The organism is Paenarthrobacter sp. NPDC089675 (genome assembly GCF_044749185.1).
Classification (GTDB): domain Bacteria; phylum Actinomycetota; class Actinomycetes; order Actinomycetales; family Micrococcaceae; genus Arthrobacter.
This window is the reverse complement of the sequence record NZ_JBIVHM010000007.1, coordinates 177,709-203,525: the sequence shown is the minus strand read 5'-3', so window position 1 is coordinate 203,525 and position 25,817 is coordinate 177,709. Positions and strand designations below refer to the sequence as shown.

General features: G+C 64.3%; 20 protein-coding genes. 17 read left to right on the top strand and 3 right to left on the bottom strand.

Going from position 1 to position 25,817, the window contains the following annotated elements; all coding sequences use genetic code 11:
• The first annotated feature begins 5 nt into the window (after nt 1-5).
• Together gatA and gatB are read left to right on the top strand one after the other, a co-directional pair.
• Complete coding sequence (gatA, locus tag ACIPY2_RS16150) at nt 6-1,547, top strand: Asp-tRNA(Asn)/Glu-tRNA(Gln) amidotransferase subunit GatA (RefSeq protein WP_400267397.1); 1,542 nt, start codon at nt 6-8, stop codon at nt 1,545-1,547.
• Nucleotides 1,547-3,055 carry an Asp-tRNA(Asn)/Glu-tRNA(Gln) amidotransferase subunit GatB gene (gene gatB, locus ACIPY2_RS16145; RefSeq protein ID WP_400267396.1) on the top strand — a complete coding sequence of 503 codons (1,509 nt, stop codon included), beginning with the start codon at nt 1,547-1,549 and terminating at the stop codon, nt 3,053-3,055. Before gatA ends, gatB begins: the two co-directional genes overlap by 1 nt.
• 66 nt (nt 3,056-3,121) lie before the next feature.
• On the opposite strand, the gene ACIPY2_RS16140 is transcribed toward gatB, so the two are convergent.
• Entirely contained in the window at nt 3,122-4,168 is a 1,047-nt protein-coding gene (locus tag ACIPY2_RS16140) for a formylglycine-generating enzyme family protein (RefSeq protein ID WP_400267395.1), read from the bottom strand.
• Between the two features lie 183 nt (nt 4,169-4,351).
• Here ACIPY2_RS16140 and ACIPY2_RS16135 point away from each other — a divergent pair, with 183 nt between their 5' ends.
• The 5 genes from ACIPY2_RS16135 (at nt 4,352) to ACIPY2_RS16115 (ending at nt 10,391) form a co-directional block, all read left to right on the top strand.
• Nucleotides 4,352-5,380 carry an ABC transporter permease gene (locus ACIPY2_RS16135; RefSeq protein ID WP_400267394.1) on the top strand — a complete coding sequence of 343 codons (1,029 nt, stop codon included), beginning with the start codon at nt 4,352-4,354 and terminating at the stop codon, nt 5,378-5,380.
• A 30-nt stretch (nt 5,381-5,410) separates the two neighbouring features.
• Complete coding sequence (locus ACIPY2_RS16130) at nt 5,411-6,334, top strand: carbohydrate ABC transporter permease (protein ID WP_400267393.1); 924 nt, start codon at nt 5,411-5,413, stop codon at nt 6,332-6,334.
• Between the two features lie 55 nt (nt 6,335-6,389).
• Entirely contained in the window at nt 6,390-8,051 is a 1,662-nt protein-coding gene (locus ACIPY2_RS16125) for a sugar ABC transporter substrate-binding protein (protein WP_400267392.1), read from the top strand.
• 85 nt (nt 8,052-8,136) lie between these two features.
• Entirely contained in the window at nt 8,137-9,180 is a 1,044-nt protein-coding gene (locus ACIPY2_RS16120; RefSeq protein WP_400267391.1) for a LacI family DNA-binding transcriptional regulator, read from the top strand.
• A 17-nt stretch (nt 9,181-9,197) separates the two neighbouring features.
• Nucleotides 9,198-10,391: a Gfo/Idh/MocA family protein gene (locus ACIPY2_RS16115; protein WP_400267390.1), complete on the top strand. Its 1,194-nt coding sequence runs from the start codon at nt 9,198-9,200 to the stop codon at nt 10,389-10,391.
• Between the two features lie 59 nt (nt 10,392-10,450).
• Here the strand turns inward: ACIPY2_RS16115 and ACIPY2_RS16110 are convergent, their stop codons facing one another.
• Nucleotides 10,451-11,380 carry a LysR family transcriptional regulator gene (locus ACIPY2_RS16110; RefSeq protein WP_400267389.1) on the bottom strand — a complete coding sequence of 310 codons (930 nt, stop codon included), beginning with the start codon at nt 11,378-11,380 and terminating at the stop codon, nt 10,451-10,453.
• 110 nt (nt 11,381-11,490) lie between these two features.
• On the opposite strand from ACIPY2_RS16110, the gene tdh reads away from it, so the two are divergent.
• The 4 genes from tdh (at nt 11,491) to hutI (ending at nt 16,233) form a co-directional block, all read left to right on the top strand.
• A complete protein-coding gene (gene tdh, locus ACIPY2_RS16105; protein ID WP_400267388.1) occupies nt 11,491-12,537 on the top strand; it encodes an L-threonine 3-dehydrogenase in 1,047 nt (348 codons plus the stop codon).
• A 19-nt stretch (nt 12,538-12,556) separates the two neighbouring features.
• Nucleotides 12,557-13,750: a glycine C-acetyltransferase gene (locus ACIPY2_RS16100; protein WP_400267387.1), complete on the top strand. Its 1,194-nt coding sequence runs from the start codon at nt 12,557-12,559 to the stop codon at nt 13,748-13,750.
• 156 nt (nt 13,751-13,906) lie between these two features.
• Nucleotides 13,907-15,004 (top strand): NAD(P)/FAD-dependent oxidoreductase, encoded by a 1,098-nt coding sequence (locus ACIPY2_RS16095; protein ID WP_400267386.1) that lies wholly within the window; start codon nt 13,907-13,909, stop codon nt 15,002-15,004.
• A gap of 11 nt (nt 15,005-15,015) precedes the next feature.
• Nucleotides 15,016-16,233, top strand: coding sequence for an imidazolonepropionase (gene hutI, locus ACIPY2_RS16090; protein ID WP_400267385.1), 1,218 nt, complete (start codon nt 15,016-15,018; stop codon nt 16,231-16,233).
• Between the two features lie 74 nt (nt 16,234-16,307).
• On the opposite strand, the gene ACIPY2_RS16085 is transcribed toward hutI, so the two are convergent.
• Entirely contained in the window at nt 16,308-20,165 is a 3,858-nt protein-coding gene (locus ACIPY2_RS16085; RefSeq protein WP_400267384.1) for an endo-alpha-N-acetylgalactosaminidase family protein, read from the bottom strand.
• A gap of 299 nt (nt 20,166-20,464) precedes the next feature.
• On the opposite strand from ACIPY2_RS16085, the gene ACIPY2_RS16080 reads away from it, so the two are divergent.
• From ACIPY2_RS16080 to ACIPY2_RS16055, 6 genes are read left to right on the top strand one after another with little or no spacing between them, the layout of a single operon-like run.
• Nucleotides 20,465-21,382: an SIS domain-containing protein gene (locus ACIPY2_RS16080; protein WP_400267383.1), complete on the top strand. Its 918-nt coding sequence runs from the start codon at nt 20,465-20,467 to the stop codon at nt 21,380-21,382.
• A gap of 8 nt (nt 21,383-21,390) precedes the next feature.
• Nucleotides 21,391-22,332: an ROK family protein gene (locus tag ACIPY2_RS16075; RefSeq protein ID WP_400267382.1), complete on the top strand. Its 942-nt coding sequence runs from the start codon at nt 21,391-21,393 to the stop codon at nt 22,330-22,332.
• A complete protein-coding gene (locus ACIPY2_RS16070; protein ID WP_400267381.1) occupies nt 22,329-23,285 on the top strand; it encodes a 1-phosphofructokinase family hexose kinase in 957 nt (318 codons plus the stop codon). Before ACIPY2_RS16075 ends, ACIPY2_RS16070 begins: the two co-directional genes overlap by 4 nt.
• Complete coding sequence (locus ACIPY2_RS16065) at nt 23,282-24,121, top strand: class II fructose-bisphosphate aldolase (RefSeq protein ID WP_400267380.1); 840 nt, start codon at nt 23,282-23,284, stop codon at nt 24,119-24,121. Before ACIPY2_RS16070 ends, ACIPY2_RS16065 begins: the two co-directional genes overlap by 4 nt.
• A 23-nt stretch (nt 24,122-24,144) precedes the next feature.
• Entirely contained in the window at nt 24,145-24,945 is an 801-nt protein-coding gene (locus ACIPY2_RS16060; protein ID WP_400267379.1) for a DeoR/GlpR family DNA-binding transcription regulator, read from the top strand.
• 53 nt (nt 24,946-24,998) lie between these two features.
• Nucleotides 24,999-25,760, top strand: coding sequence for a CPBP family intramembrane glutamic endopeptidase (locus ACIPY2_RS16055; protein WP_400267378.1), 762 nt, complete (start codon nt 24,999-25,001; stop codon nt 25,758-25,760).
• Nucleotides 25,761-25,817: the final 57 nt, after the last annotated feature.

The window sequence follows — 25,817 nt, the reverse complement described above, 5'->3', positions numbered from 1 at the left end:
CAACCATGACTGAAGCTAAGAACGAACTCATCCGCCACTCCGCTGCCGACCTCGCCGCCAAGCTGGCCTCCCGCGAGGTTTCCGCCGTCGAGGTTACGCAGGCGCACCTGGACCGGATCGCCGATGTGGATGGCCAGGTCAACGCCTTCCTGCACGTCAACTCCGAGGAAGCGCTGTCAGTTGCGGCCGAGGTTGACGCTGCCCGTGCCTCCGGCGAAGAACTGCACGCGCTCGCAGGCGTGCCCATCGCCGTGAAGGACCTGATCGTCACCATCGGCCAGCCGACCACGGCAGGGTCCAAGATCCTTGAAGGTTGGCACAGCCCTTACGACGCGACGGTCATCAAGAAGCTCCGCGCCGCCAAGATGCCCATCCTGGGCAAGACCAACCTTGACGAGTTCGCCATGGGCTCCTCCACCGAACACTCCGCTTTCGGACCCACCCGCAACCCGTGGGACCTGGACCGCATTCCCGGCGGTTCCGGCGGTGGCTCCGCAGCCGCCGTCGCCGCTTTCGAAGCTCCGCTGGCTCTGGGCACTGACACCGGTGGCTCCATCCGCCAGCCCGGTGCGGTCACCGGCACTGTGGGCATGAAGCCCACCTACGGTGCCGTGTCCCGTTACGGTGCCATTGCCATGGCTTCGTCGTTGGACCAGATCGGTCCCGTCTCCCGTACGGTGCTTGACTCCGCGCTCCTGCAGGAAGTCATCGGCGGACACGACCCCTTCGACTCCACGTCACTGACGGATCCCTTCAACAACCTGGTGGAAGCTGCCCGGCTGGGCAACGTCGCGGGCGTGAAGATCGGCATCATCAAGGAACTGCACGGCGAGGGCTACCAGGGCGGCGTTGAGAACCGCTTCAACGAGTCCCTTGAGCTGCTCAAGGACGCCGGCGCCGAGATCGTCGAGGTTTCGTGCCCCAACCTGAAGTACGCCCTGGGTGCCTACTACCTGATCATGCCGTCCGAGGTTTCCAGCAACTTGGCCAAGTTCGACGGCGTCCGCTACGGCTTGCGTGTCCTCCCCAAGGACGGTCCCATGACGATCGAGCGCGTCATGGCCGCCACCCGTGCTGCCGGTTTCGGTGACGAGGCCAAGCGCCGCATCATCCTGGGCACCTACGCCCTGAGCGCCGGCTACTACGACGCCTACTACGGCTCGGCCCAGAAGGTCCGCACCCTCATCCAACGCGACTTCGATGCCGCGTTTGCGCAGGCCGACGTCTTGATTTCCCCGACGGCGCCCACCACGGCGTTCAAGCTGGGGGAGAAGCTCGACGATCCGCTGGCCATGTACCTCAACGACGTCGCCACGATCCCGGCCAACCTGGCCGGCATCCCGGGCCTGTCCCTGCCCGGCGGCCTCGCTGACGAAGACGGCCTGCCCGTCGGGATCCAGCTGTTGGCGCCTGCCCGTGAAGACGCCCGCTTGTACCGCGTGGGCGCCGTGCTCGAATCCGCCCTTGAAGAGCAGTGGGGTGGCCCGATTCTCGCGAAGGCACCTGTGCTGAGTTCTGCTGCAACAACCGCCGGAGGTTCCAACTAATGTCCGTCGACGCAACCCTGAGCTTCGAAGAGGCCATGGAGAAGTACGATCCCGTCCTGGGGTTCGAGGTCCACGTGGAGCTCAACACCAAGACCAAGATGTTCTCCTCGGCCCCCAACGTCTTCGGTGACGAGCCCAACACCAACGTCAACGAGGTTGACCTGGGCATGCCCGGTGTCCTCCCGGTGGTTAACAAGACGGCCGTAGAGTCCTCCATCAAGATCGGCCTGGCGCTGAACTGCAAGATCGCAGAGTCCTGCCGCTTCGCCCGGAAGAACTACTTCTACCCGGACACCCCCAAGAACTTCCAGACCTCCCAGTACGACGAGCCGATCGCCTACGACGGCTACCTGGACATCGAATTGGAAGACGGCACGGTTTTCCGCGTGGAAATCGAACGCGCCCACATGGAAGAGGACGCCGGCAAGCTTACCCACATGGGCGGCGCCGCAGGCCGCATCCAGGGTGCGGACTACTCCCTGGTGGACTACAACCGATCCGGCGTTCCGCTGGTGGAAATCGTCACCAAGCCGATCGAGGGCGCGGGCAGCCGTGCACCCGAACTGGCGAAGGCGTATGTTGCCGCCGTCCGCGAGATCGTGAAGAACCTCGGTGTTTCCGATGCCCGCATGGAGCGCGGCAACGTCCGTTGCGATGCCAACGTCTCCCTGCGGCCGCACGGCCAGGAACGTTTCGGTATCCGCTCCGAGACCAAGAACGTGAACTCGCTGCGCGCTGTGGAACACGCCGTTCGCTACGAGATCCAGCGTCACGCCGCTGTCCTCGACTCCGGTCAGCCGGTCATACAGGAAACGCGACACTGGCACGAGGACACGCGTTCGACGACGTCGGGGCGCGCCAAGTCCGACGCCGACGACTACCGCTACTTCCCGGAGCCGGACCTGGTTCCCGTGGTTGCTTCGCGTGAGTGGGTGGAGGAACTCCGTGCCACGCTGCCCGAGCCGCCGGCCGAGCGCCGCAAGCGCCTCAAGGAAGCCTGGGGCTACTCCGATCTCGAATTCCGCGACGTGGTCAATGCCGGTGTCATGGACTCGATCGAGGAAACCGTGGCCGCCGGAGCCACCGCGGACGTTGCCCGCAAGTGGTGGATGGGCGAGGTGGTCGGCCGCGCCAAGGTTGCCGACGTCGAGCCGGCAGAGCTTGGTGTCACGCCACAGCTGATCGTTGAGCTCAACAAGTTGGTTGAGGGCGGCAAGATCAACAACAAGATGGCCTCGCAGGTCCTCGACGGCGTACTCGCCGGTGAAGGCACCCCGGAGGAGATCATCGAGAAGCGCGGCCTGGCCGTTGTTTCCGACGACGGCCCGCTCTTGGAAGCCATCGATGCCGCACTGGCTGCCCAGCCCGACGTGGCCGAGAAGATCCGCGGTGGCAAGATCCAGGCCATCGGCGCGATTGTTGGCGGAGTCATGAAGGCAACCCGTGGCCAGGCCGACGCCGGCCGCGTCCGGGAACTCATCCTCGAGAAGCTCGGGGTAGAGGGCTAGGCCCTCAAGTAGCTCGCAGTTGTGGTTGTTTTGAGGATTGAACAACCACAACTGCGAGCTATTTTTTTATGGGCGCTGCAGCGCCACTGTCCTGAATCCGAGGTTGCCGCTGGCCGAGTCCGGAGTATTGGAACTGCGGGCTGCCAGCCGGTACCGGTTGCAGTACGAGTCGTGGCACAAATACGAGCCGCCCCGCATCACGCGCCCGCGCCCGATGCTGGGTCCTTGCGGGTCCTCAACGGTGCCCGCCGCCAGGCACGTCTTGTAGTACTTGGGCAGGAACCAGTCGCTGCACCACTCCCAGACATTGCCGCTGGTCTGGTAGAGCCCGAAGCCGTTGGGGGTGAACCAACGTGCCGGAGCGGTGGCCAGAAAGCCGTCCTCTTCGTCGTTCCGCACGGGAAATTCGCCTTGCCAGATGTTGCAGTTGTGACGCTCTTCGCCCTCTGCGGCGTTGTGGAGTTGGTTGCCCCACGGGTAGCGAAGCCCCGCTCCACCGCCACGGGCCGCGTATTCCCACTCGGCTTCGGTGGGGAGCCGCCGGCCTGCCCATGCGCAATAGGCAAGGGCGTCGTTGTAGGAAACGTGGGTGACGGGGTGGTCCGGGATATCGCTCCAGTTCGAGAGCGGCCCCGCGGGATGAGCCCAGTCGGCACCACGCACATTGAACCACCACGGTACGTCGTTGACCCGGTTGAGGACATCCTTGGGGTCGGCCTTGACGGCGAGGTGGAACACCGCTGAGGTGCCGAAAGCTTCTGATTCTGTCAGGTGCCCCGTGGCGTCGACGAACGCGGCGAACTCCTGGTTGGTCACAGTGGTGGCGCTGATCCGGAATGCCGAGACGGCCACCTCGTGGACGGGCGTTTCACCATCGCCGACGTTGCCTTCATTGAACGGGTCACCCATGGCAAAGGTCCCGGCGGGGACCGGGACGTCGTTGGCGGCGGCCGCCGCTACGGGTGGGGAGCCTACGGAAGAACGCACGACGGCGGCAGCTGGCTCTTGCTGTTTTTCCGCCGCCCGACGTGGTTGCGTCAGCCCCGGCGTCGAGAGTTCCGGGACGCCGGCGCTTGCACCGCAGCACTCTGCCATTGCCGCCCTTTCTTCCATAGAAGCCGCCTTTGGGCTTGCCTTGCACCATCTTACTGGGAGGCACCCGCGCCAAACGTGATGGAAAGTGAGCGCTACGCTCAGTTTCAATCATGATCTTGCAAATGATGCATGCGTCACTTATTGTTTGTTAAACGGTTAACGAACGTGGCTTGAATCACACTCACCATCTGAGGAGACAGCATGAACCCGACAACGGAACAGGCTCCGGCATTGTCCGAAGCCCGCCGTGTCCCGGCGCAGGCGGACGTGAAGACGTCCGGCTCCCGGAAGGGCAAGGGCAGCAAGCCACCGAGCCAGAGCTTCCGGTCCCGCCTGCGGCGTGACAAACAGATGCTCCTCATGATGCTGCCGGGCATTGCCTTCCTCTTGCTCTTCTTCTACATCCCCATCCTGGGCAACGTCATCGCCTTCCAGGACTACCAGCCGTACCTTGGCATCGGTGACAGCCTCTGGGTGGGCTGGCAGAACTTCGTGGACCTGTTCGGGAACCCCGATTTCATCCATGCGTTCTGGAACACCCTCTACCTCGCCGCCTGGCAGTTGGTCTTCCTCTTCCCGGTCCCGCTGGTACTGGCCCTGATCGTCGATTCACTGATCAGCACCAGGGTCCGGCAGGTCTTCCAAAGCATCGCCTACCTGCCGCACTTCCTTTCCTGGGTCCTGGTGATTGCCTTCTTCCAGCAAATGCTCGGCGGGGCGGGCTTCGTGAACAACCTGCTCCGTGGCTGGGGCATGGACCCCATCCCGTTCATGACCAACCCTGAGACGTTCCCCGTGCTGGTGGTGGTCCAGATGATCTGGAAGGACGCCGGCTGGGCCATGATCATCTTCCTCGCGGCCCTGGCGAGCATCGATGCCTCCCTCTACGAGGCAGCAGCGGCCGACGGAGCAGGCCGATGGCGCCGGATGTGGCACATCACCCTCCCGGGCCTCCGTCCCGTGATCGTCCTCCTCTTGATCCTGCGCATCGGCGACATCCTCTCGGTGGGCTTCGAGCAGTTCATCCTGCAACGCGACGCCGTAGGTGCCGGTGCCGCCGAAGTGCTGGACACCTTCACTTACTACACCGGCGTGGTGGGTGGCGGCTGGAGTTCAGGTGCAGCCGCTGGCCTGGCCAAGGGCGTGGTCAGCGCGCTGCTGATATATGGCGCGAACAAGTTGGCACACCGCTTTGGCGAAGACGGCATCTTCGCACGGAAGGTCGGCTAGCCCAGCGGCGGCCGTACAAGGAGAACCCCCATGGCAACAACACTTTTCACCCGCAAACCCCGGGAACTGAGCTACAACCCCAAGCGCCCGGTCTGGAAGGAACGCCCTTCCGCGCTCTACCAGACCGTCAAGTCGGTGGTGCTGGTGCTCTTCAGCCTGTCCATCCTCGCTCCCATTCTGCTGGTGGTTTCAACCTCCCTCGCGGACAACGAACAGTTGGTCAAAGCCGGCGGCTTCGTCCTCTGGCCGGAACGCCCCACGTTGGATGCCTACGCCACGATCTTCAAAGGCCCCATGGTGCTGCAATCCCTTGGAGTGAGCGCCTTGATCACCGTGGTGGGTACCGTCCTGGCCCTTTTCGTCACGATCACCATGGCGTACGCCACGAGCCGTTCAGTCCTCTTCGGCCGCCCTGTGGTGCTTGCCGTCCTGTTTACCCTGCTGTTCGCGCCGGGCCTGATTCCGTCGTTCCTGATGATCCGCCAACTGGGCCTCCTGGACTCGCTGTGGTCCCTGATCCTTCCCGGCATCTTCGGCGCGTTCAACTTTGTGGTGATGCGCTCCTTCTTCATGAACATCCCCGGGGAGCTGATCGAAAGCGCCCGGATTGACGGCGCGAATGACTGGCAGATCCTGTGGCGGATAGTCATGCCGCTGTCCAAGGCAGTGATTGCCGTGGTGGGCCTGTTCTACGCCGTCGGTTTCTGGAACTCGTTCTTCAACGCACTGCTCTACATCAACGACCACAGCAAATGGCCCATCCAATTGCTGCTCAGGAACTTCGTGGTCCAGGGCAGCGGGGCCGCCGACCAGCTGGGAATCACTACCAGCCCGCCGCCGCAATCCATCCAGATGGCCGTCGTCGTGGTGGCCCTGGTACCCATCCTCATGGTCTACCCGTTCCTCCAGAAGCACTTCGCCAAGGGCGTCATCACCGGCGCCGTCAAGGGCTAGGTCCATCAACCTCACGATTCAACAAACCAGGAAAGTAACCAGAAAGGGTTATGCCATGACAAGCAATACCTCAGGGCAGGCTGGATTCAGCCGCCGCGGTTTCCTTGGCCTCGCCGGCCTGGCTGTGACCGCCGTCGGTCTGTCCGCCTGTGGCGGCGGCGGAGCTTCCGGGGGTGGGGGCGCCGCTGCCTCCGCCGCGGTCAAGCTGCCCACGTACAAGGAATTCACGGGTGTCACGCCGGACCTCGCCGGAAACGCCCAAGGCCTGCAGGCGGGCTACTTCAAACTGCCCGGCGCCGTGCAGTCCGTGAAGACCCCGCCGCTCAAGGGCAAGGTCACGGGCCTGACGGAAACGTTCGACACTATGAGCCCCGGACTGAAGGACAACCCCTTCTGGCAGCGGCTCAACGCCAAGCTCGGCGGTGACTTGGAGCTGCAAATCGCCGAAGACATCGGCGACGGCTATCCGGCCAAGTTCGCCACAGTCCTGGCCAGCAACGATCTCCCGGACATGATGTGGGTGCCGCCAAACCAGGGCATCCCCAACGTCGGGCCCATGCTCGAGGCCAAGTTCCAGGACCTGACGCCGTACCTCTCCGGCGACGCTGTCCTTGAGTACCCCAACCTGGCCGCACTGAAGCCGGATTCCTGGAAGACCGCCGTCGTCAACGGCAAGATCTGGGGAGCTCCCATCCCCAGCACGCCGTTCGGCCAGGTGTACCTGGGCAACCACGATATGTGGGCGCAGGTGGGCGGTTTCGAAGCATCCAGTGCTGACGAGTTCCTGGACAAGGCCAAGGAACTGACCCGTCCCGGTGAGCAGAAGTACGCGCTGGAACCGGCGTACATCAATGCACTGCACATGGTTACGGAATGGTTTGGTGCGCCCAACAGCTGGGCCGTCAACAAGGACCGCACCCTGACCCACCTCTACGAAACCGACGAATACATGGCCGGCGTCGAATTCACCGCGAAGATGTTTGCAGCAGGTGTGTTCTATCCCGATTCCAAGGCCACGGACATTCGAAACCGCGTAGCCAACGGCACGGTTGCCGCCCAGGTAGTGGTGGGTCCGCATGACATCCGCAGCTACCGTTCGCTCAGCCGGACAGCCAAGTTCGACATCCTGATTCCGTTCAGTGCCGACGGCAAGGTCAAGCCGACCTACGACATGGGCTACGGAACCGTGGGCTTCACTCCCTTCAAGAAGGCCGACGAGGGGAAGATCCGCGAACTGCTTGCGTTGATCGACTACCTCTCTGCACCGTTCGGGACCGTGGAGTACATGCAGAAGAACTTCGGCGAGCTCGGCCAGGATTACACCTTGGACGGCAGCGGAAACCCCGTCCGCACCGACACCGGCACCACCAACGCCCCTGGCCTTGTCTCGGCTTTGAACATCATGGCCAGCCCGGAGAACGTCATCTTCAACCCGGGATTCGACGACGATACGCGCTACGTCAGCGAGCAGGAGAAGAAGCTGCTGGAACTTGCGTGGCGCAACCCCACCAACGGTTCCTACTCGGACACCAACGCCAAGGTTGGCGCCAAGATCACCAAGCAACTTAGGGACAAGGTGGTGGACATCATCACCGGCAGGGCCAAGATCGACGAGCTCAAGGACGCGGTCAAGCGCTGGAAGAGCGAGGGCGGCGACAAGATGCGCGACGAGTACCAGGCCGCGTTGGATCCCAACGCGCCGGTGTTCCGGAGCTAGCAGCTTCCCGGACAGGCCCGGCTTCCCGGGCTAGCCTCGACACCACGGACACGCACCTCATCCACACCAACACCCAGGGGGAACCATGGCAAAGACAAGCAGCGCCCGCGTCAGGCCCACCATCCGCATGGTGGCCGAACTCGCCGGCGTTTCCACCGCCACGGTCTCCTATGTGTTGTCAGGGCGCCGGGGTGAGGGCGGGCCCGGCGTCTCCGATCCGACGGCGGAAAAGGTCAAGGCAGCTGCGGAGCGGCTCGGGTACCGTCCCAACCAGGCGGCACGCGCCATCAGGACCGGCCGCACCAACACCGTGATCCTCTCGCTGACCATGCTCTCGGATCCGTGGTCCTTGTCCGTGGTGGAGGCTGTCCAAAAGGCGGCATCACCGTTGGGAATCACACCGATGATCCTCGGGGACGCCGACTGGGTGAAGGTGCTCGGCACCCACAACGCCGATGCCGTGTTCGTGGACGCCGTCCGCGACGATCAGACTGCTGCGCTGCGTAAGTTGGCCGAGCATGGAACCACGCTGGTGGTCTTCAACGAAAAGCTGGAACCGGAGGGCTTCGACGTCATCCGCTCCATTGCGGAGCCGGGCTGCCGGATGGCCGTGGAACACCTGATCCACGGCCACCGGCGGATCGCCTGCCTCACCCCGGCCACGGCTTCCGGCACCTCCGGCGGCAGCCGCTACCGGGCATATTCGGAAGCGCTGACGGCTGCCGGAATCGAAGAACGGGAAGAGTACCTCGGGCTCTTCGATGGGACCATCTCGGGTGCGTTCGCGGCAACTACGAGGCTTCTGGGCATCCCGGATCGGCCCACCGCCATCTACGCCACCACCGACTTCGCCGCAGTGAGTGCCATCAACGCCGCCCAACGCCTTGGGCTCGCGGTTGGACACGACGTGGACATCATCGGCGTGGGCAACACGGTGGAGGGCGAGCGGATGTCGCCGTCGCTCAGCACCGTGGGCCCGGTGGACTTCTTCGACAAACTCGCCCGCCTGCTCCTCCAGCGGGCAACGGACGACGGCGGTCCGGAGGCACCCGCTGTCCTGGACTTCCCTTGGCAGCTCTTCGTCCGCGAATCGGCACCCCATCGCAGTGCCGCAACCAGACTTAACTAAGAAACAGCAGAAGGAATGTGCACACCATGGAAAAGGATTTAAAGGTCGGCATCGTGGGTTTCGGCCTGCGTTCGGGGTTGTGGAAGCACGCCCACAAGCCGGGCGAGGGGTCTGCGGTCACGATTGTTTGCGACCTCAGCGAGCGTGGACGCGCCGATGCCGCCGAGCGCATTCCTTCCGCCCGGATTACGGACGATCTTGAGGAGTTGCTGGCCGGCGGCCTGGACGCAGTGTTGGTGCTGACCCCGGACAACCAGCACGCCGCCGTCGCGGTCCGTACGCTCAAAGCAGGCATCCCCACGTTCTGCGAGAAGCCGTTGGACATCACGCTGGACGCCGCCGACTCGATCCTGAAGACCGCCTATCAAACCGGGACCCGGCTGTACGTTGGCCACAACATGCGCCACATGCCGGTGGTGGTCCAGATGCGCCGGCTTATCGAGGAAGGAACCATCGGGGAGGTCAAGGCAGTCTGGTGCCGACACTTCGTCGGTCACGGGGGTGACTTCTACTTCAAGGATTGGCATGCGCAGCGGGCCAACGTCACGTCCCTGCTGCTCCAAAAAGGCGCGCACGACATCGACGTGATCCACTGGCTGGCCGGCGGCTATACCAAGCGGGTGGCCGCCGTCGGAGATCTGGCGGTCTACGGCGACGTGAAGAACCGCGGCAACAACGACGGCAAGCGCATGGGGGACTGGTTCTCCCTGGACAACTGGCCGCCGACGGAGCAGAAGGACCTGGCGGAGGAAATCGACGTCGAGGACATTTCCATGATGAACATGGTCTTGGACAACGGGGTGCTGGCGTCCTACCAGCAATGCCACTTCACGCCCGACTACTGGCGGAACTACGCCATCATCGGCACCAAGGGCCGGATCGAGAACTTCGGAGACGGACCGGGGGAGACCATCAACGTCTGGACGTCGCGGACCTCGGGCCGGGGTGAACCGGACCAGGTCATCACCATCGAGGACGGGGAAGGCGGCCACGGCGGTGCGGATCCACGGCTGATCGAGGAGTTCCTCCGCTTCGCGTCCCAGGGTGGCGCTACCCGGACCAGTCCCATCGCGGCCCGCCAGGCCGTGGCCGCGGGCATCCTCGCCGCTGAATCACTTCGGGGCGACGGCTCTGCCCGCGAGGTCCCCGAACTGCCCGCGGACCTGGTGGAGTACTTCGACGCCGGACAGCCCGCCCTGGTCCGCGACTAGTACCCAACCGGGGGACAGATAACGCTCCACTGAACCCTCATGAGAGCATGTGCTGTCTCTCAGTTGGGTGAGGTGAGCCCGGTCATGACGGTTTGAAGTGACTCGCAAACCGTCATGACCGATTTCCGTTTCAAGGTCTCGGGCCTGGCCAGGATGTCGATCTTGCGCACGGAGTTCACGCCCGCCAACGGCCGCAGCACCACCCCGGCGTCCAGCACGCGCCGTGCCGTAAAACGCGGCAGCAGGCCGATCGCGCCGCCGGCCGAAACCAACGCCGCCACCGTTGAATAGTCGTTGATGCGGTGCAACACTTCCGCCGGGCGCCCGCTGACGGCGACGACGGCGGCCAGGACGTCCGCGGGGGAGTAGCCATCGCGGCTGGTCACCCAGGGTTCATCCACGACGTCGTTCGGCTCCAGTTCGCTGTGGGACGCCAAGGGGTGCGCCGCGGGCAGTGCGATGTCCAGGGGCTCGTCGGCCAGGGGTATCACTGCCACTTTGTCTTCGGGCCAGGGCGGGCTGTTGTCCATCCGATGCGCCAGGACAAGGTCGTAGCGCGCCACCAACCCGGGGAAATCCTCCTGGGCTACGTCCTCGTCGGAGAGGCGAAGTCCCGGTGCCTTGCCGCCGTCGGACGCTTTTCCGGATGCCAGCAGCGCCGCCAAAGGTGCGAACAAGGCTTGGCCCGCGCTGTGGAAGGCACTGACGCTGACCGGCGCGTCGGGCGCGTCGTGATAGGCGCCGATCGCTGCCCGCGCATCCGCCATGGCATTGACGACGGCGGCACCCGCCTCGGCAAGCACGCGGCCGGCGTCGGTCAGCACCAGGGCGCGGCCCTCTTTGCGCGTCAACGGAACGTCCACGGATTTCTGCAGCAGGGCAAGCTGCTGGGAAACGGCCGAGGGGGTGACCATGAGGGTCTCCGCGACGGCTTTGACGCTGCCGAGGTCGCCAAGTTCCCGCAGCATCTGCAACTGATGGATTTCCATTAGCAAATCCTAAATCGTTGATTGAGAAGAATCTAGTTGTGCTAAATCATTGACGGGCTTTCAATGGAAGTCAGCAGCAGCGAAGCAGCATCAAGCCAGTGAGGAATTCCATGAAGGCTCTCTACAAATCCGGACCCCACGCAGGGTTCGAACTCGTTGACCGTCCCGAGCCGGAAGCCGGTCCGTCGGACGTCAAGATTCGTGTGATGACCACGGGCATCTGCGGCACCGACCTCCATATCCAGAGTTGGGATGCCTGGGCCCAGAGCATCATCGAAACCCCGCTCATCGCCGGTCACGAGTTCTACGGCGAAGTAGTGGAAATCGGCGAGGACGTACGCGACGTCAAGGTGGGGGACCGCGTTTCCGGTGAAGGCCACGTGGTCTGCGGGATCTGCCGCAACTGCCGTGCCGGTCGCCGCCAGATGTGTATCCACACGGTCTCGGTCGGCGTGCAGCGCGATGGTGCGTTCGCGGAATACGTCGTCATCCCCGAGACCAATGTCTGGGTCCACCACGACGAATCCGTTACGCCCGAACTCGGCGCCATTTTCGATCCGTTCGGCAACGCCGTCCACACTGCCCTGAGCTTCCCGCTCGTGGGCGAGGACGTGCTCATCACCGGTGCCGGGCCCATTGGACTCATGGCCATCGCCGTCGCCCGCCACGCCGGTGCCCGCAAGATCGCCATTACCGATGTTTCCGCACCCCGCCTGGAGCTGGCCAAGCAGATGGGCGTGGACCTCGCCGTCGACGTATCCAAGATGCGCGTGCGTGAGGCGCAGCAGGAACTGGGCATGCGCGAAGGCTTCGATATCGGGTTGGAAATGTCGGGACACCCCACGGCACTGCCTGAGATGATCGAGAACATGAACCATGGTGGCCGCATCGCCATGCTCGGCCTGCCCAGCCAGTCCATCGACATCGACTGGGGCAAAGTAGTCACGCACATGCTCACGCTCAAGGGCATTTACGGTCGTGAGATGTTCGAAACCTGGTACGCCATGAGCGCCATGCTTTCTTCGAACCCCGTGCTGCACCGCAACATCTCCGCCGTCGTCACCGACAAGCTGCCCGCCACCGAGTGGGAGAAGGGCTTCGAGATCGCCCGCAACGGCGTGGGCGGCAAAGTGGTCCTTGACTGGACTGAACTCTAGGAACCTCAGGAGCGATTCAATGTACTCAGCCATCAAAGACCAACTCCAGGGCGAACTCGATGAGATCCGCAGCGCCGGACTCTTCAAGACCGAACGCCACATCGATTCCCCGCAGGCAAGCCACATCGCCGCAGGCCAGCTCGGCCAGCCGGCCAACAAGGTCCTGAACTTCTGCGCCAACAACTACCTCGGCCTGGCCGACCACCCGGACATCATCGCCGCCGCGAAGTCCGCCATGGACGAACGTGGCTTCGGCATGGCTTCCGTCCGCTTCATCTGCGGCACCCAGGACCTCCACCTGGAACTCGAAGCCCGTGTTTCTGCCTTCCTTGGCACTGAGGACACCATCCTCTTCTCCAGCTGCTTTGACGCCAACGGCGGGGTGTTCGAGTCCCTCTTTGGCCCGGACGATGCCATCATTTCGGACTCGCTCAACCACGCCTCGATCATCGACGGCATCCGACTGAGCAAGGCAAAGCGTTTCCGCTACGCCAACCAGGACATGGCCGATCTCGAAGCCAAGCTCGTTGAGGCTGCCGGTTCGCGGCGCAAGATCATCGTCACCGACGGCGTCTTCTCGATGGACGGTTACCTGGCACCCCTGGAAGCGATCTGCGACCTTGCCGAGAAGCACGACGCCCTGGTCATGGTGGACGACTCCCACGCCGTGGGCTTCATGGGTCCCACCGGCGCCGGCACCCCTGAGCACGCCGGAGTCTCCGACCGCGTCGACATCTACACCGGCACGTTCGGCAAGGCCCTCGGCGGCGCTTCCGGTGGCTACGTGTCGGGCCGCGGCGAGATCGTCGCGATGTTGCGCCAGAAGGCCCGCCCGTACCTGTTCTCCAACTCGCTCGCACCGGCCATTGTTGCGGCCACCATCAAGGCGCTGGAACTGGTGCAGGGGTCCGGCGAACTGCGCACCCGCCTGTTCGAGAACGCCGCTCTGTTCCGTCGCCGGATGAGCGAAGAAGGTTTCGAGCTGCTCGACGGCGAACATGCCATCATTCCGGTGATGTTCGGTGACGCCGTGGTTGCTGCGAAGGTTGCCGACGAGATGCTCTCCCATGGCGTCTTCGTGACGGCGTTCAGCTACCCCGTGGTGCCCAAGGGTGCCGCGCGCATCCGCGTACAGCTCTCGGCCGCCCACAGCGCGGACGACGTCGAAGCGTGCGTCCAGGCGTTCGTCAAGAGCCGCGCCGCCGTCGCCTGATTCCGGTCCCTCTCTCACTTCCCGTCCCTTTTCGCGCGTTCCTCTCTCACCCTCCCCGGGAAACTGAGAGAGGAACCCGCGGGTTGTGGGTGGGATGTGAGAGAGGAACCACAGGGAAGGGGTGGGATGTGAGAGAGCATCTGGGAGGATGGAGCCATGGCTTCGAATTATGACGTGGTAATCGTGGGCGGCGGGATCGCGGGGCTCTCCTTGGCTTCGGCGCTTGCAGGAAATTGCAGCGTGGCGCTGGTGGAAGCGGAGCAATCACTGGCCTTCCACACGTCCTCCCGTTCCGCCCGCCAACTGATCCCCAGCTACGGTCCGCCGGTAGTGCAGGAACTCACCCTTCGTACCTTGGAGCTGATGAGGTCTCGGGACGAGAACCTCCCCGAACCGGTGTTGACCCCACGCAGCTTCATGCTGGTGGGCGACGAGGAGGGCGTCAAAGCAGAAGCCAGTGGAAACATGCGCACCATCACGCATGCCGAGGCCCTCGCACTCTGTCCTGCACTCAAGCCGGACTCCTTCACGGCTGCCGGCCTGGACAGCGGTTCCTACGGATGCAACGCACCGTTGTTGTTGGAAGACCACCGCAAACGGGCTGAAGCTGCCGGTGCCGACATCATCACCGGCGCCAGGGTCCACTCCGCGCAGCGCATCGGGAGCGGCTGGGAGGTGGGAGCCGGCACGGAGGGTTTCCAGGCCGGCGTCGTGGTTAACGCGGCCGGCGCCTGGGCCGATGAACTGGCTGTCATCAGCGGTGTGGAAAAGCTGGGACTACAGCCGTACCGCCGCACGGCGGCGATAGTCAATGTGGATAACCCGCTGGCGCCGGAGACGCCAATGGTGTGCGCTGCCGACGATTCGTTCTATTTCCGGCCCGAGGGCAGCCAGGTCCTCATCTCGCCGTCGGAGCATGTACCCAGCGGGGCCGAGGACGCCAAGCCTTACGCAGGCGACGTCGACAAGCTCATCAGCAACCTCAACTCCGTGACCACGCTGGGCATCCACTCGGTGGACCGTTCCTGGACCGGTCTCCGCACCGAGGCTGCCGACGGCGTGCCTGTTGTGGGTTTCGACGCCGAAGCGCCTGGCTTTTTCTGGCTGGCCGGACAAGGCGGCTACGGCTTCCAGACGAGTTCCGCGATCGCCGAGCTCGCCGCGGGACTGATCCTGGGGACTGTAGAAGCCGACAGTCCGGTATCCCGGACAGCTGAGCAGCTGGCAGCGGTCCGTTGGTCCATCCGGCGCTGAACAATAGGGACATGACCGGAACCACACTCATCACCAATATCGGCGAGCTGATGACCCAGGACCTGGAGCACAGGGTCCTGAAGGACGCAGCGATCGTGTTCGAAGGCGAGCGCATCGCTTGGATCGGCGCCAGCAAGGATGCCCCCGCCGCTGACGAAAAGGTCGACGCCGAGGGCCGCGCCGTCCTGCCGGGGTGGGTTGATTCGCATTCGCACCTGGTTTTTGCCGGGGACCGAACGGCTGAGTTCGAGGCCCGCATGGCCGGGGAGAGCTACAGTGCCGGTGGAATCGGGGTAACAACCAACGCCACGCGCAGTGTGGGCGACGACGAGCTCGCCTCGCTGGTCCGGGGGCGGGTTGAAGAAGCCGTCTCCCAGGGCACCACGTACCTGGAGAGCAAGACAGGCTATGGCTTGGACGTGCAGAACGAGGCCCGCAGTGCCCGGATCGCGGCTGGCCTGGTGGATGAGGTCACCTACCTGGGTGCCCACCTTGTCCCCGCCGGTTCGGATCCGGAGGAGTACACCGCACTGGTCTGCGGTGAAATGCTCGACGCAGTGAGGCCATACGTCCGCTGGGCGGACGTCTTTTGCGAGCGCGGCGCTTTCACCGAGGACCAGTCGCGCCGGGTCCTTGAGGCTGCCCGGAATGCCGGTCTGGGGCTCCGTGTGCACGGCAACCAGCTGGGCGAGGGCCCTGGTGTGGCGCTCGCCGTTGAGTTCGGGGCTGCCAGCGTGGACCACGTGAACTATCTTTCCGAGGCCGACGTCAAGGCTCTCGCGGCGACGTGGTCGGGGTGGGATGCCAAGGCTGGCACCGGAACCAGGGGAACCGTGGCTACGTGCCTTCCGGCCTGTGACCTTTCGACGCGGCAGCCACTGGCACCGGGTCGCGAACTGCTCGACGCCGGTGTCCAGATCGCGCTGGCAGCCAACTGCAACCCCGGTACCTCGTACACAAGTTCCATGGCCTTTTGCGTGACGACCGCGGTCCTCCAGATGCACCTGAGTGTCCACGAGGCGGTACGAGCGGCGACGTACGGCGGCGCCCTCGCCTTGGGACGGGAGTCCGGGAACGACGTCGACGGCGAACGGGCGGTCGGCTCGCTCGCCGTCGGCCATCGCGCCGATCTGCACATGCTCAAGGCTCCGTCGGCCACGCACTTGGCGTACCGTCCCGGCATCCCGCTGACACACTCGGTGTGGCGGGCGGGACGCCGGGCTTTTTAGTCACGTTGCAACGCGGAGTCACCTACGGCCCATGAGGCGCCTCGGGATGGGCTAGATGTGACCCCGCGTTGGTTCTAGGAGCAGGTAAAGCTCGCGTCAGCCCAGTCGGCGTGGTCGTTGCCGTTGCCGTCACCGGAATCGTTCGCCACGAGTTCCACGTATTGCGCCCCGGAGATGTCCACGTTCAGCGGCAGGGGAGCGCTTGTGGGGCCGAGGATCGGAGTGGTGATCTTGGCGGCTCCGTCCGCAACCACGGAGAACTTGACGCTTCCCCGTGTAGCCTGGGCGTCGTCGATGCCCACGGTGGCGGTAAACGCAGTGCAGCGTCCTCCGAGGAAGTAGCGGATGGTGCTGTTGGCGTGGGCGCCGAGTCCCTTGGCGTACACGGTGCCGTTCAGGGTCAAGGGTTTGCCATCACCGGCGCCCTGCTCACCATTGGACATGTCTTTCTCAACGGGTCCCCATCCGTTGCTGGCACTGATCCACGGGTGGTCGCTGGCGTAGACGGTGGCCTGCGGCGGTTTGGGAAGCGTCCTTACCGAGGCAGTGGTGCTGATGGTGCGGGCCCCGGATGGCTCCGCGGTGGTTGAGTAGGAAGCTGTCGCCTTGATGGGGTAGACCCCGTCCGCCGACGCCGGCGCCGTGACTTTCCAAGTGGTGGAGAGGCGTCCACCGGCCGGGAGGCTTGCCGCTGTTGCCGGGGTGGCCGGGACCGCCATCCATCCTTCCGGCAGTTCCAGGGCAACCCAGAGTTCCTTGATCGTGGCGGGTTCGTCGGACACGAACGTCGTCACGAAGTCCTGTGCATGGCCCTGCTGGACCACGTCGCCTTGCAAGGACGCGGCGAGCTGGGCGCATGCCGGGACGGATTCTGAAGCGCCGAGGTCTTCCACCAGCAGGTTGTCCAGGGTGAAGTCCGATCCGTTGGCGCTGCCGGTCCGTTGGAGCCCCACGAAGTAGTCGCCGCAGAAGCCGGTATCGAAGACTTGTTCAAACCGAGCCGTCGAAGTCATGGCGTCGATCGGCTGGCTGCCGGTCACTGCGGGCCCTGCTGCCGAATCGTACCCTGAGACCCACGCGTACTCGCCGGCCTTGGAGTTTTGATAGTCGAACGAGACCCTGTAACTGTGGCCGCCCTTGAGCGGCAGGGTTGCCTCGGTGGTCCGGTACACCATGCCGGGTCCGCCGCCGGGTGCGCGGTTCTCGTCGTGCGCAATCAGTGACCATTGACCGTCCAGGACCTCGTCGATCACGTTGGTGTGCCAGCCCTTTTGGGTGAAGGGTTCCTGGCGCTCGGTGATGTGGGTTCGGGGATCGGTTGACCCGCCGGCGTTCCCTTTGACGAACGGGCCCCATCCTTGGTCCACGTTCTCGAAGTCTTCGCTGAGCACCCCCGTTGTGGCGACGCGGGCGGTCTCTACCGCCCGGAAGTCGTCAACGCGCACTGTTGCGTCGCCGTCGTCCGCCGTGAGCGCGACTATCGCCTTGGTGTTGTTGCGCGGGACGTCCACCAGCACCCGGACGCGTTGGAAGGATGTCCCGTGCTTTTCATCGCCCGCGACGAAGTTTTCGGCCGTGGACGAATCGATGGTGGTCTTTTCCGTCTTCCCGTCAACCGTGACGGAGAGCGTGGTTGGCCGCGTTTTGCCCGGCTGGATTTCCACCCACGCGCTGACGGAGCGGGTTCCGGCGTCGAGCCTTACTTCCTGGCTGATCGACGACGGCGACGCGCCCAATTGGGCGAAGCGGCGGCCCTTGTCGTCGCGGACTTGGGTGACGGAGCCGCTAGGTTTCCAGACGGTGAGGTCCGGGCCGTTGAAGCCGGGGTCGTTGAAGACGGTCCCGGCGCCGAAGGCTGCAGCAGCGGGCAACGCATTCTTGGCAGCAGCCAGGACATAGGGCTGCTTGGCGTCGGCCGTAACGGTAACCTGTCCGTTGACCACCGGCACGTCCGCCACTTTGACGCGGCCGTTGTCGGTGAGCTTGAACAGTTCCAGGGATGTGGCCTTGGCGAAGTCCTTTGTGAGGGTCCACGTGCTGGAGCCGCCGGCGGGGTTGTAGTGGTACAGCTTGTCCAGGGTGTTGTTGTCCTTGGAGGACCACGGCAGCAGGTAAGCGCCCGCGGTCAGCACGGAAGCGCCGCCAACAGTGATGTTCCGGGTCTCGGGGGTGTTGCCGGTAACGGACACGCCGTCAGTGAGATCGATCCGGTCCGCGGTCCACTTGGAGATCCGGTGGTGCTGGAGGAACTTCGCGGGCAGGTTGGAAGTCCAGATGTTCTCGCTGAAGGCATTGAAGTCGTTCTGGCCCGTCCATCCCTCGAACTCGACGATGTGGCTGACGCCTAGTTTGGGGTCGGGGTTCCAGACGTCGGACTGGCTGTTGTTGATGAACCTGAGGATTTGGGAATTGATGCCCTTGTTGGTGGAGCCGCCGTACTTCTCATCGTTGGCCCAGTGGGACCAGGTGTTGTTCCGGGACAAGTGGTCCGCCCATTCGGATCCCACACGGAATCCGTTCTTGACCAGTTCCTGCTGCAGGCGTTCGGCGAGCCAGCCGTACTCGTAGTAGACGTCCACGTAGACGAAGTCGAGGTTCTTGTCGGTGGCTTCGCGTAGTTCCTTGATGCGCTGCGCGAGCTTTCCGGAGTTTATGTCCTGGCGCTGGTTGATGTAGTAGGACTGGTCCAGCCAGTTCCAACCGAGGGCCTTGTCTGCCCGGAGCAAGTCCTCGCTGAAGGATTTGGCCTCGGGGTAGATCTCCGTGGCATTGATGTGGACGCCGAAGCTCGCGTTCCAGTCTTTTCCTTCCTTCACCAGGGTGTTGAGGTCCTCGAGCCCGCCGGCCCGGGTGTTGAAGTTGTTGCCGTAGTCGGTGTTGGCGGAATCGTGCCCTTCGCTGGTGTACCCCTTGAGCATGGCAACTTGGCCCAGCCCGTCGGTGGCCAGGGAAATCCGCTTTACGTCGTCCAAAGTGCGAAGGAACGGGTGGGTTGCCTGCGAAGCAAAGTTGAAGGGAAGGTGGGTGACCACGTTGTCCGGGGTCTGTTCGCCCTTGTTGGCGCTGACTTGGATTGAGCGCATGGCAATGGCCGCGTCCTGCCAGTCAACGGCACCGTCGGCGTTGGCATCGGCGGTGATGGCCACCCGGGTCCACGGCAGTTCCTCCGTGGTGTCCGATCCTTCTGCGCGGTAGAGCCACTGGCCGCTGGCGATGCCCATGGAGACACCGCCGGCACCATCCGAAACAGCCTGCCGCCAAAACCTCCCACGGTCCTTGGAACCGGCCCCGGAGGACGTGTCGTAGAGTGCATTGGACTCCAGAGCGGCACCCAGGGAGGAAGTGTTGGCCACGGCGTAGGCCGAACTCTTGGCTGCCGCGTCCACGGGGGTTCCCGCGGTGACCGGCGTGAACTCGTCACCGCTCACGGCACGGTCCACCGACAGGTTGGCCGTGGATACCTGGGCGCCGGGCTGTGCGGAGTTGACGGAGACCAGGTTGAGCCGGGGGAGTTGGAGGGTCCGCACTTGGTGGTCCGGGGAGTCCTTGATTTCCGTGACATTGAAGGACACCACGTTCTTCTTCACGGCCACGCGCGCTTTGATGACGGTGTTGCCAAAGGCCGGCACGGTGAGGACATAGTCGACTGCGCTGTCACCAACCGGGGTGGAGGTGCCGTTGGCCTCGTATTCGGTGCCGTTGATGGTGATGGTGTGCAACCGGGCGCGGGACCCGTCCATGGAAGCCTGGGTGGCGGGATCGGTGTAGCTGAGCACCTGGGGGAAAGAGGTGGACACTTCAACGCTGAGCTGTCCGGTCTTCAGGATGGTTGTCCCTGGCGTTTGGGTGGTTGGGGCTGCGGTTGCGGGCTGGATGGCCAGGAGGCCGAGCGAGGATAAGGCGACGACGCAGGCCAAACTCAGGGAAACCATGCGTCGAGGGGAGGGCAAGCAGGGCATATTGCTCCTTATTGACTACTTTTACGGAGTAACAATCATGTTCTTGCGGACTCGACCAGCCTGATGCATCGGACAGAAGAAGACAAGAGTTAACGGAATATTTGCTAAACCGCACAACTTGTCACACCAAACCCCGCGTGATCGACGTTGCGCGGCTTCCGGGCGAAGCGCGTCGGTGAACTGCAGTGAATGATCCTTGTGAGATCGAAAGTGATCGTTTAGTGTTTTTATAGATCAAAAAACGTCATTGCCTGAGCAGGAGCTGAACACAGATGAGCCACAACGTACTGGGTGCCTTCATGGAGGAAGAGCTGGTCTCCCAGCCCGAGGTCTGGCGGCGCGCCATCGATCAGTCCAGCTCGGAAAACCTGCTTCCCGCCGACGGGCAACGAATCGCCGTCATTGGCTGTGGAACCTCCTGGTTCATGGCCCAGAGCTACGCCGCCGCGCGCGAGTCCGCAGGCAAAGGCGTCACCGATGCCTTTGCGGCGTCCGAGGCGTTCCTGAACCACAACAGCTCCGCGCGCCATTACGACGCCGTAGTGGCCATCACGCGCTCCGGCACCACCACCGAGGTACTCGAGGTCCTCGAAGCACTGAAGGGCGTGGTTCCCACCGTGGCCATCATTGGTGATACGGAGTCACCGATTGTCGGCCTTGCGGATGCCGTCATCGGACTGCCCTACGCGGATGAGCGTTCGGTGGTCCAAACGCGGTTCGCAACCACGGCGCTGGTGTACCTTTTGAGCAGCCTCGGCGTGGAGTTGGGCACCGCGGTAGAGGACGCCCGCACCGCCGTCACTGCCCCTGTTTCCCGGGAACTCCTCGACGCCGAACAGTTCACCTTCCTCGGGACCGGCTGGACAGTGGGGCTGGCCCACGAGGCCGGCCTGAAGATGCGCGAGGCAGTCCAAGGCTGGACCGAGTCCTACCCCGCCATGGAGTACCGCCACGGCCCCATCTCCATTGCTGCTCCCGGCCGCGTCACGTGGCTCTTCGGCGACCAGCCGGAAGGGCTGGACAATGACATGGCAGTTACCGGAGCCCTCTACATCCATACCGACAAGCACCCGCTGGCGGAACTTGCCCGGGTTCACAAAGTCACCTTGGAGCGTGCGCGCGTCCGCGGACTCAATCCAGACCTGCCTCGCAACCTGACCCGCTCCGTCATTCTCGACGCGTCCGCCTAGGCCCGGCCATGGTGCTTGGAACCGCCCCGTCAGCTGTGCTGGCCTTCGATGTTGGCGGGACCGACATCAAAGCCGGGCTGGTGGATGCGGGCGGACACGTCCTGGGCATGCGCCGCGTACCAACGCCGCTGGACCCGGCCCGTCCCGGAGACGCCGTCCTGGACAAGCTGACAGGGCTGGCCCGGGAATTGGCCCACGAATTTCCCGGCATTCCAGCCAAAGCTGCCGGGCTGGTCGTCCCCGGTATCGTCGATCCGGTCAATGGCGTCGGCATCTACTCGAGCAACCTGGGCTGGCGGGACTTTCCCTTCGCCGTCGAAGCCGCAAAACGATTCGGCGTCCCGGTCGCCTTCGACCACGACGTCCGCTCCGCAGCCGCAGTGGAGCACCGCTTCGGTGCTTCCAAGGACTTCAACGAAGTAGTGGTCATGGTGGTGGGCACCGGGATCGCCGCGGCGGTCTTCTCCGGTGGGAAAGCTGTGACCGCCGGCGGCTTCGCCGGGGAGCTCGGCCATGCGCAGGTTCCCGATCCGGATGGGCGGGCAGGCTCCACGATCCTCGAAGCAGTCGGTTCAGCCGGCGCCATCACCAGACGGTACAACGCCAGTTCCACCAACCCTGCGGATGGCGCCCGGGAAGTCCTGGCCCGTGCGCAATCAGGGGAACCGCTCGCGGCCCGGACCTGGCAGGATGCCGTGGATGCCCTGGCCTTCACGATCTGCCAGTGCGTCAACATCATGGGCACCGAAGCCGTGGTGATTGGTGGCGGGCTGGCCGAGGCAGGCGAGGCCCTCCTTGGGCCGCTTCGCGAGCGCGTAGACCACACCCTGGACTTCCAGAGGCGGCCTCACTTGGTCAAGGCGCAGCTGGGCCAAGACGCCGGACTGCTGGGCGCGGCGCTTAATGCGCGCCGACTCCTGGACCGTTCAAGGGTGGGGGACGCCGCATGAACCGGATCGTCACCGTCACCCCCAACCCTGCCATCGACATGACGTACACCGTCCACGGCATTACCGAAGGGGCCAGCCACCGTGTTCCCACACCGCTGAGCCGTGCCGGTGGCAAGGGGATCAACGTCGCGCGCGTCGCGCACCAGACCGGCAATCCCGTGCTCGCCATCGCTCCGACCGGAGGCGCCGCAGGCCAGACGTTGGCCGCCGAACTGTGGACCAGCGGCGTGCCCCACCAATTGGTTTCCGTCGCAGCCGAAACCCGCCGGAGCATCGCCCTTGTGGACACGGTCGCAGGCGAAACCTCCATCTTCAACGAGGAAGGCCAGGCCCTCCTCCCTGACGAGTGGCGTTCGCTGGCTGCCGCCGTCGTGGACGCCGTTCATGGCGGTGACGGGCGCGCTCCTGCCTCGGTGCTGGTTGGTTCAGGCAGCTTGCCTCCCGGCGCGCCGGAGGACTTCTACCCGTCGCTGGTGCGAACAGCGCACGACGCCGGCATCCCGGCAGTCGTCGACACCTCCGGTCCGGCGATCATCGCCGCAGCCCGGGCGGGTGCAGATGTCCTCAAACCAAATCATCACGAACTCATCGAAGCCACCGGAGAGCGAAGCCTGGAAACCGCAGCGTTGTCCCTGATCGCACTCGGTACGCGGACCGTCCTCGTCAGCGCCGGCGCCGACGGCATGCTCGCCTTCGACCACGCCGCGCCAGGGGGCTACTGGAGCGCGCGCCTCCCGGCTCCGCTGAGTGGAAACCCCACAGGGGCGGGCGACGCCGGGGTGGCAGCTGCCGCCGTCGCACTCGCCGAAGGCGTGACGGAGCCACGGGAGATCCTCCGGCGAGCCACTGCCTGGTCGGCGGCCGCGGTGCTCATGCCCGCCGCCGGCGAGATCTCGCCGCGATACACGGAACTTCAAGACCAACTGATCATGACTTGGAAGGAGACCCGGTGACCCTCGTCAACACGCGGGAACTGATGGACAGGGCCGCAGCTGAAGGCACCGGACAAGGCGCGTTCAACGTAATCCATGTGGAGACAGCCGAAGGGCTGGTGGCCGGAGCCGAAGCCGCCGGCGTGCCACTGATCCTGCAGATCTCCGAGAATTGCGCCAAGTACCACGGTGGTCTAGAACCGATCGCGCTGGCCGCCCTGTCGATAGCGCGGAATGCCGCCGTCCCGGTGGCCCTCCACCTGGACCATGCCGAGTCCGAAGACCTCGCCCTTGCTGCCGTGGACCTTGGGTTTGGCTCGGTTATGTACGACGGCGCGCATCTGCCCTACGACTGGAACGTGGAAGTTACCCGCCGCGTGGCCCGGTATGCCCGGGAAAGGGGAGTGTACGTCGAAGCGGAATTGGGCAAAGTGGGCGGCAAGGACGGGGCGCACGCTCCGGGGGTGCGGACCGACCCGGCCGAGGCGACGGCCTTCGTGGAAGCGACAGGAGTCGATGCGCTCGCAGTAGCGGTTGGTTCCTCCCACGCCATGACGGAACGCAGTGCCGCGCTGGACCTGCACTTGATCACCAGGCTGAAATCGGCCGTGGGAAAACCCCTGGTCCTCCATGGCTCCTCCGGCGTCACAGACGAGATGCTCGTAGCTGCTATTGCCGCAGGTATGACTAAAATCAACGTATCCACACATTTGAACGGGTTCTTTACCCGCGCCGTCCGTGAGTACCTCGATGCCAACCCTGCAGTGGTGGATTCCCGGAAGTACCTCAAGGCCGGCCGGGACGCCCTGATGCTGGAATCTGCACGTATGCTGACGCTGTTCGCCAAAGCGAAATAGCTGGACCACGCGAAAGGCTTGTCATGACCCGCACCGATCGGCTGACCGCCATCCTCGACCTCCTCGCCGAATCCGGCCATGTTGAGGTCGAGGACATCGTGACGCGGCTCGGCGTGTCGCCTGCGACGGCCCGGCGCGACCTCGACAGCCTCGCCAAGCAGCGCCTCCTCAGCCGGACACGTGGCGGAGCCACTACCGGTTCGGTCGCCTACGACCTGCCCGGACGCTACAACCGTGACGACCACGCCGAGGCCAAGCAGGAGATCGCCCAGGCCGCGTCGGCCCTGATCCGCCCCGGAGCAGTGATCGGCCTCAGCGGCGGAACCACCAACACGGCCCTCGCCCAGTTGCTTTCCACCCGCGAGGACTTGAACGCGCCATCCAACCGTCCAACGCTCACTGTGGTCACCAACGCCATCAATATTGCCTCCCAGTTGGCGGTGCGTCCGAACATCAAGATCATGGTCACGGGCGGCATCCTGAACCCCCGTTCCTATGAGCTCGTGGGACCCTACACGGACGTCATCATGCAGAAAGTGGCCTTGGATATCGCCTTTATCGGAGTCAACGGTGTGGATCCGGAACTTGGGCCAACCATTACTGACGAGGGCGAAGCCATGGTGAACACCGTCATGGCCAGACGCGCCACGGAGTCCTACGTGGTTGCGGACTCCTCCAAAGTGGGCAGGCGCTCCTTCGCCGCGATGGCCGGATATGACTTCCGGCACCTCATCACGGATTCCGGGATTACCCCCGAGGATCGCGCAGCCTTCGAGGCCAAGGGCACCGAAGTCATCGTGGCCGCTGCCGGAGTTGCAGCCTAGCTCCGGAGTGCGGTTCCCGGCCAAGTGGCAGGAACTGCAGGCAAGATAGGAACATGCTCCTAGCCTCCCGCCGTCGCCTGCGCGCAGAAGTCCTGATCGTGCTGGGCCTTTCACTGGGCCAGTCCGCCGTCTACTCGATCGTGCAGCTCCTGGACAAGCTGACCCGCGCGCCGCTCTCGGAGGCTACCTCCACGCTCAACAGGTCCCAAAGCACCCGCGAGTATTTCGACCTCACCTACCAACTGCTGGACATCTTCTTTGCCCTGGTTCCGGTGGCATTGGTGTTCTACTTCCTGTCACAACACGCTGCCGCGGGATCGGCTTCCCCCTTCGCCCGGCTGGGCTTCAACTTTGCCCGGCCCGGCAAGGACCTGCTGCACGGCGTGGGCCTGGCCGCGCTCATCGGCATCCCCTCGTTGGGGCTCTATGCGGCGGGCAGGGCGTTGGGAATTACCACGGCGATCCTTCCGAGCGGACTGGACGCATACTGGTGGACGGTCCCTGTCCTCGTCCTTTCGGCGGTGCGCCATGCGATCGTGGAGGAAGTGATCGTGGTGGGCTACCTTCTGGACCGGTTCGGGAAGTTCGGCTGGAGCACACCACTGGCAATACTGGTCAGCGCCGTACTGCGGGGCAGCTACCACCTGTACCAAGGCTTTGGGCCGTTCATTGGCAACGTGGCCATGGGGTTGGTCTTTGCCTGGCTTTACACGAAGACCAAGCGGGTCATGCCGCTGGTCATTGCGCATGCAATGCTGGACATCGTGGCGTTCGTCGGCTTCAGCCTCTTCGGCAAGGCAATCGGCCTCGGCTGACCCGGTTGGGGGATCGCCGCTTAAATGTATTCGGCCGCCATCCCTGGGTGACGTCAT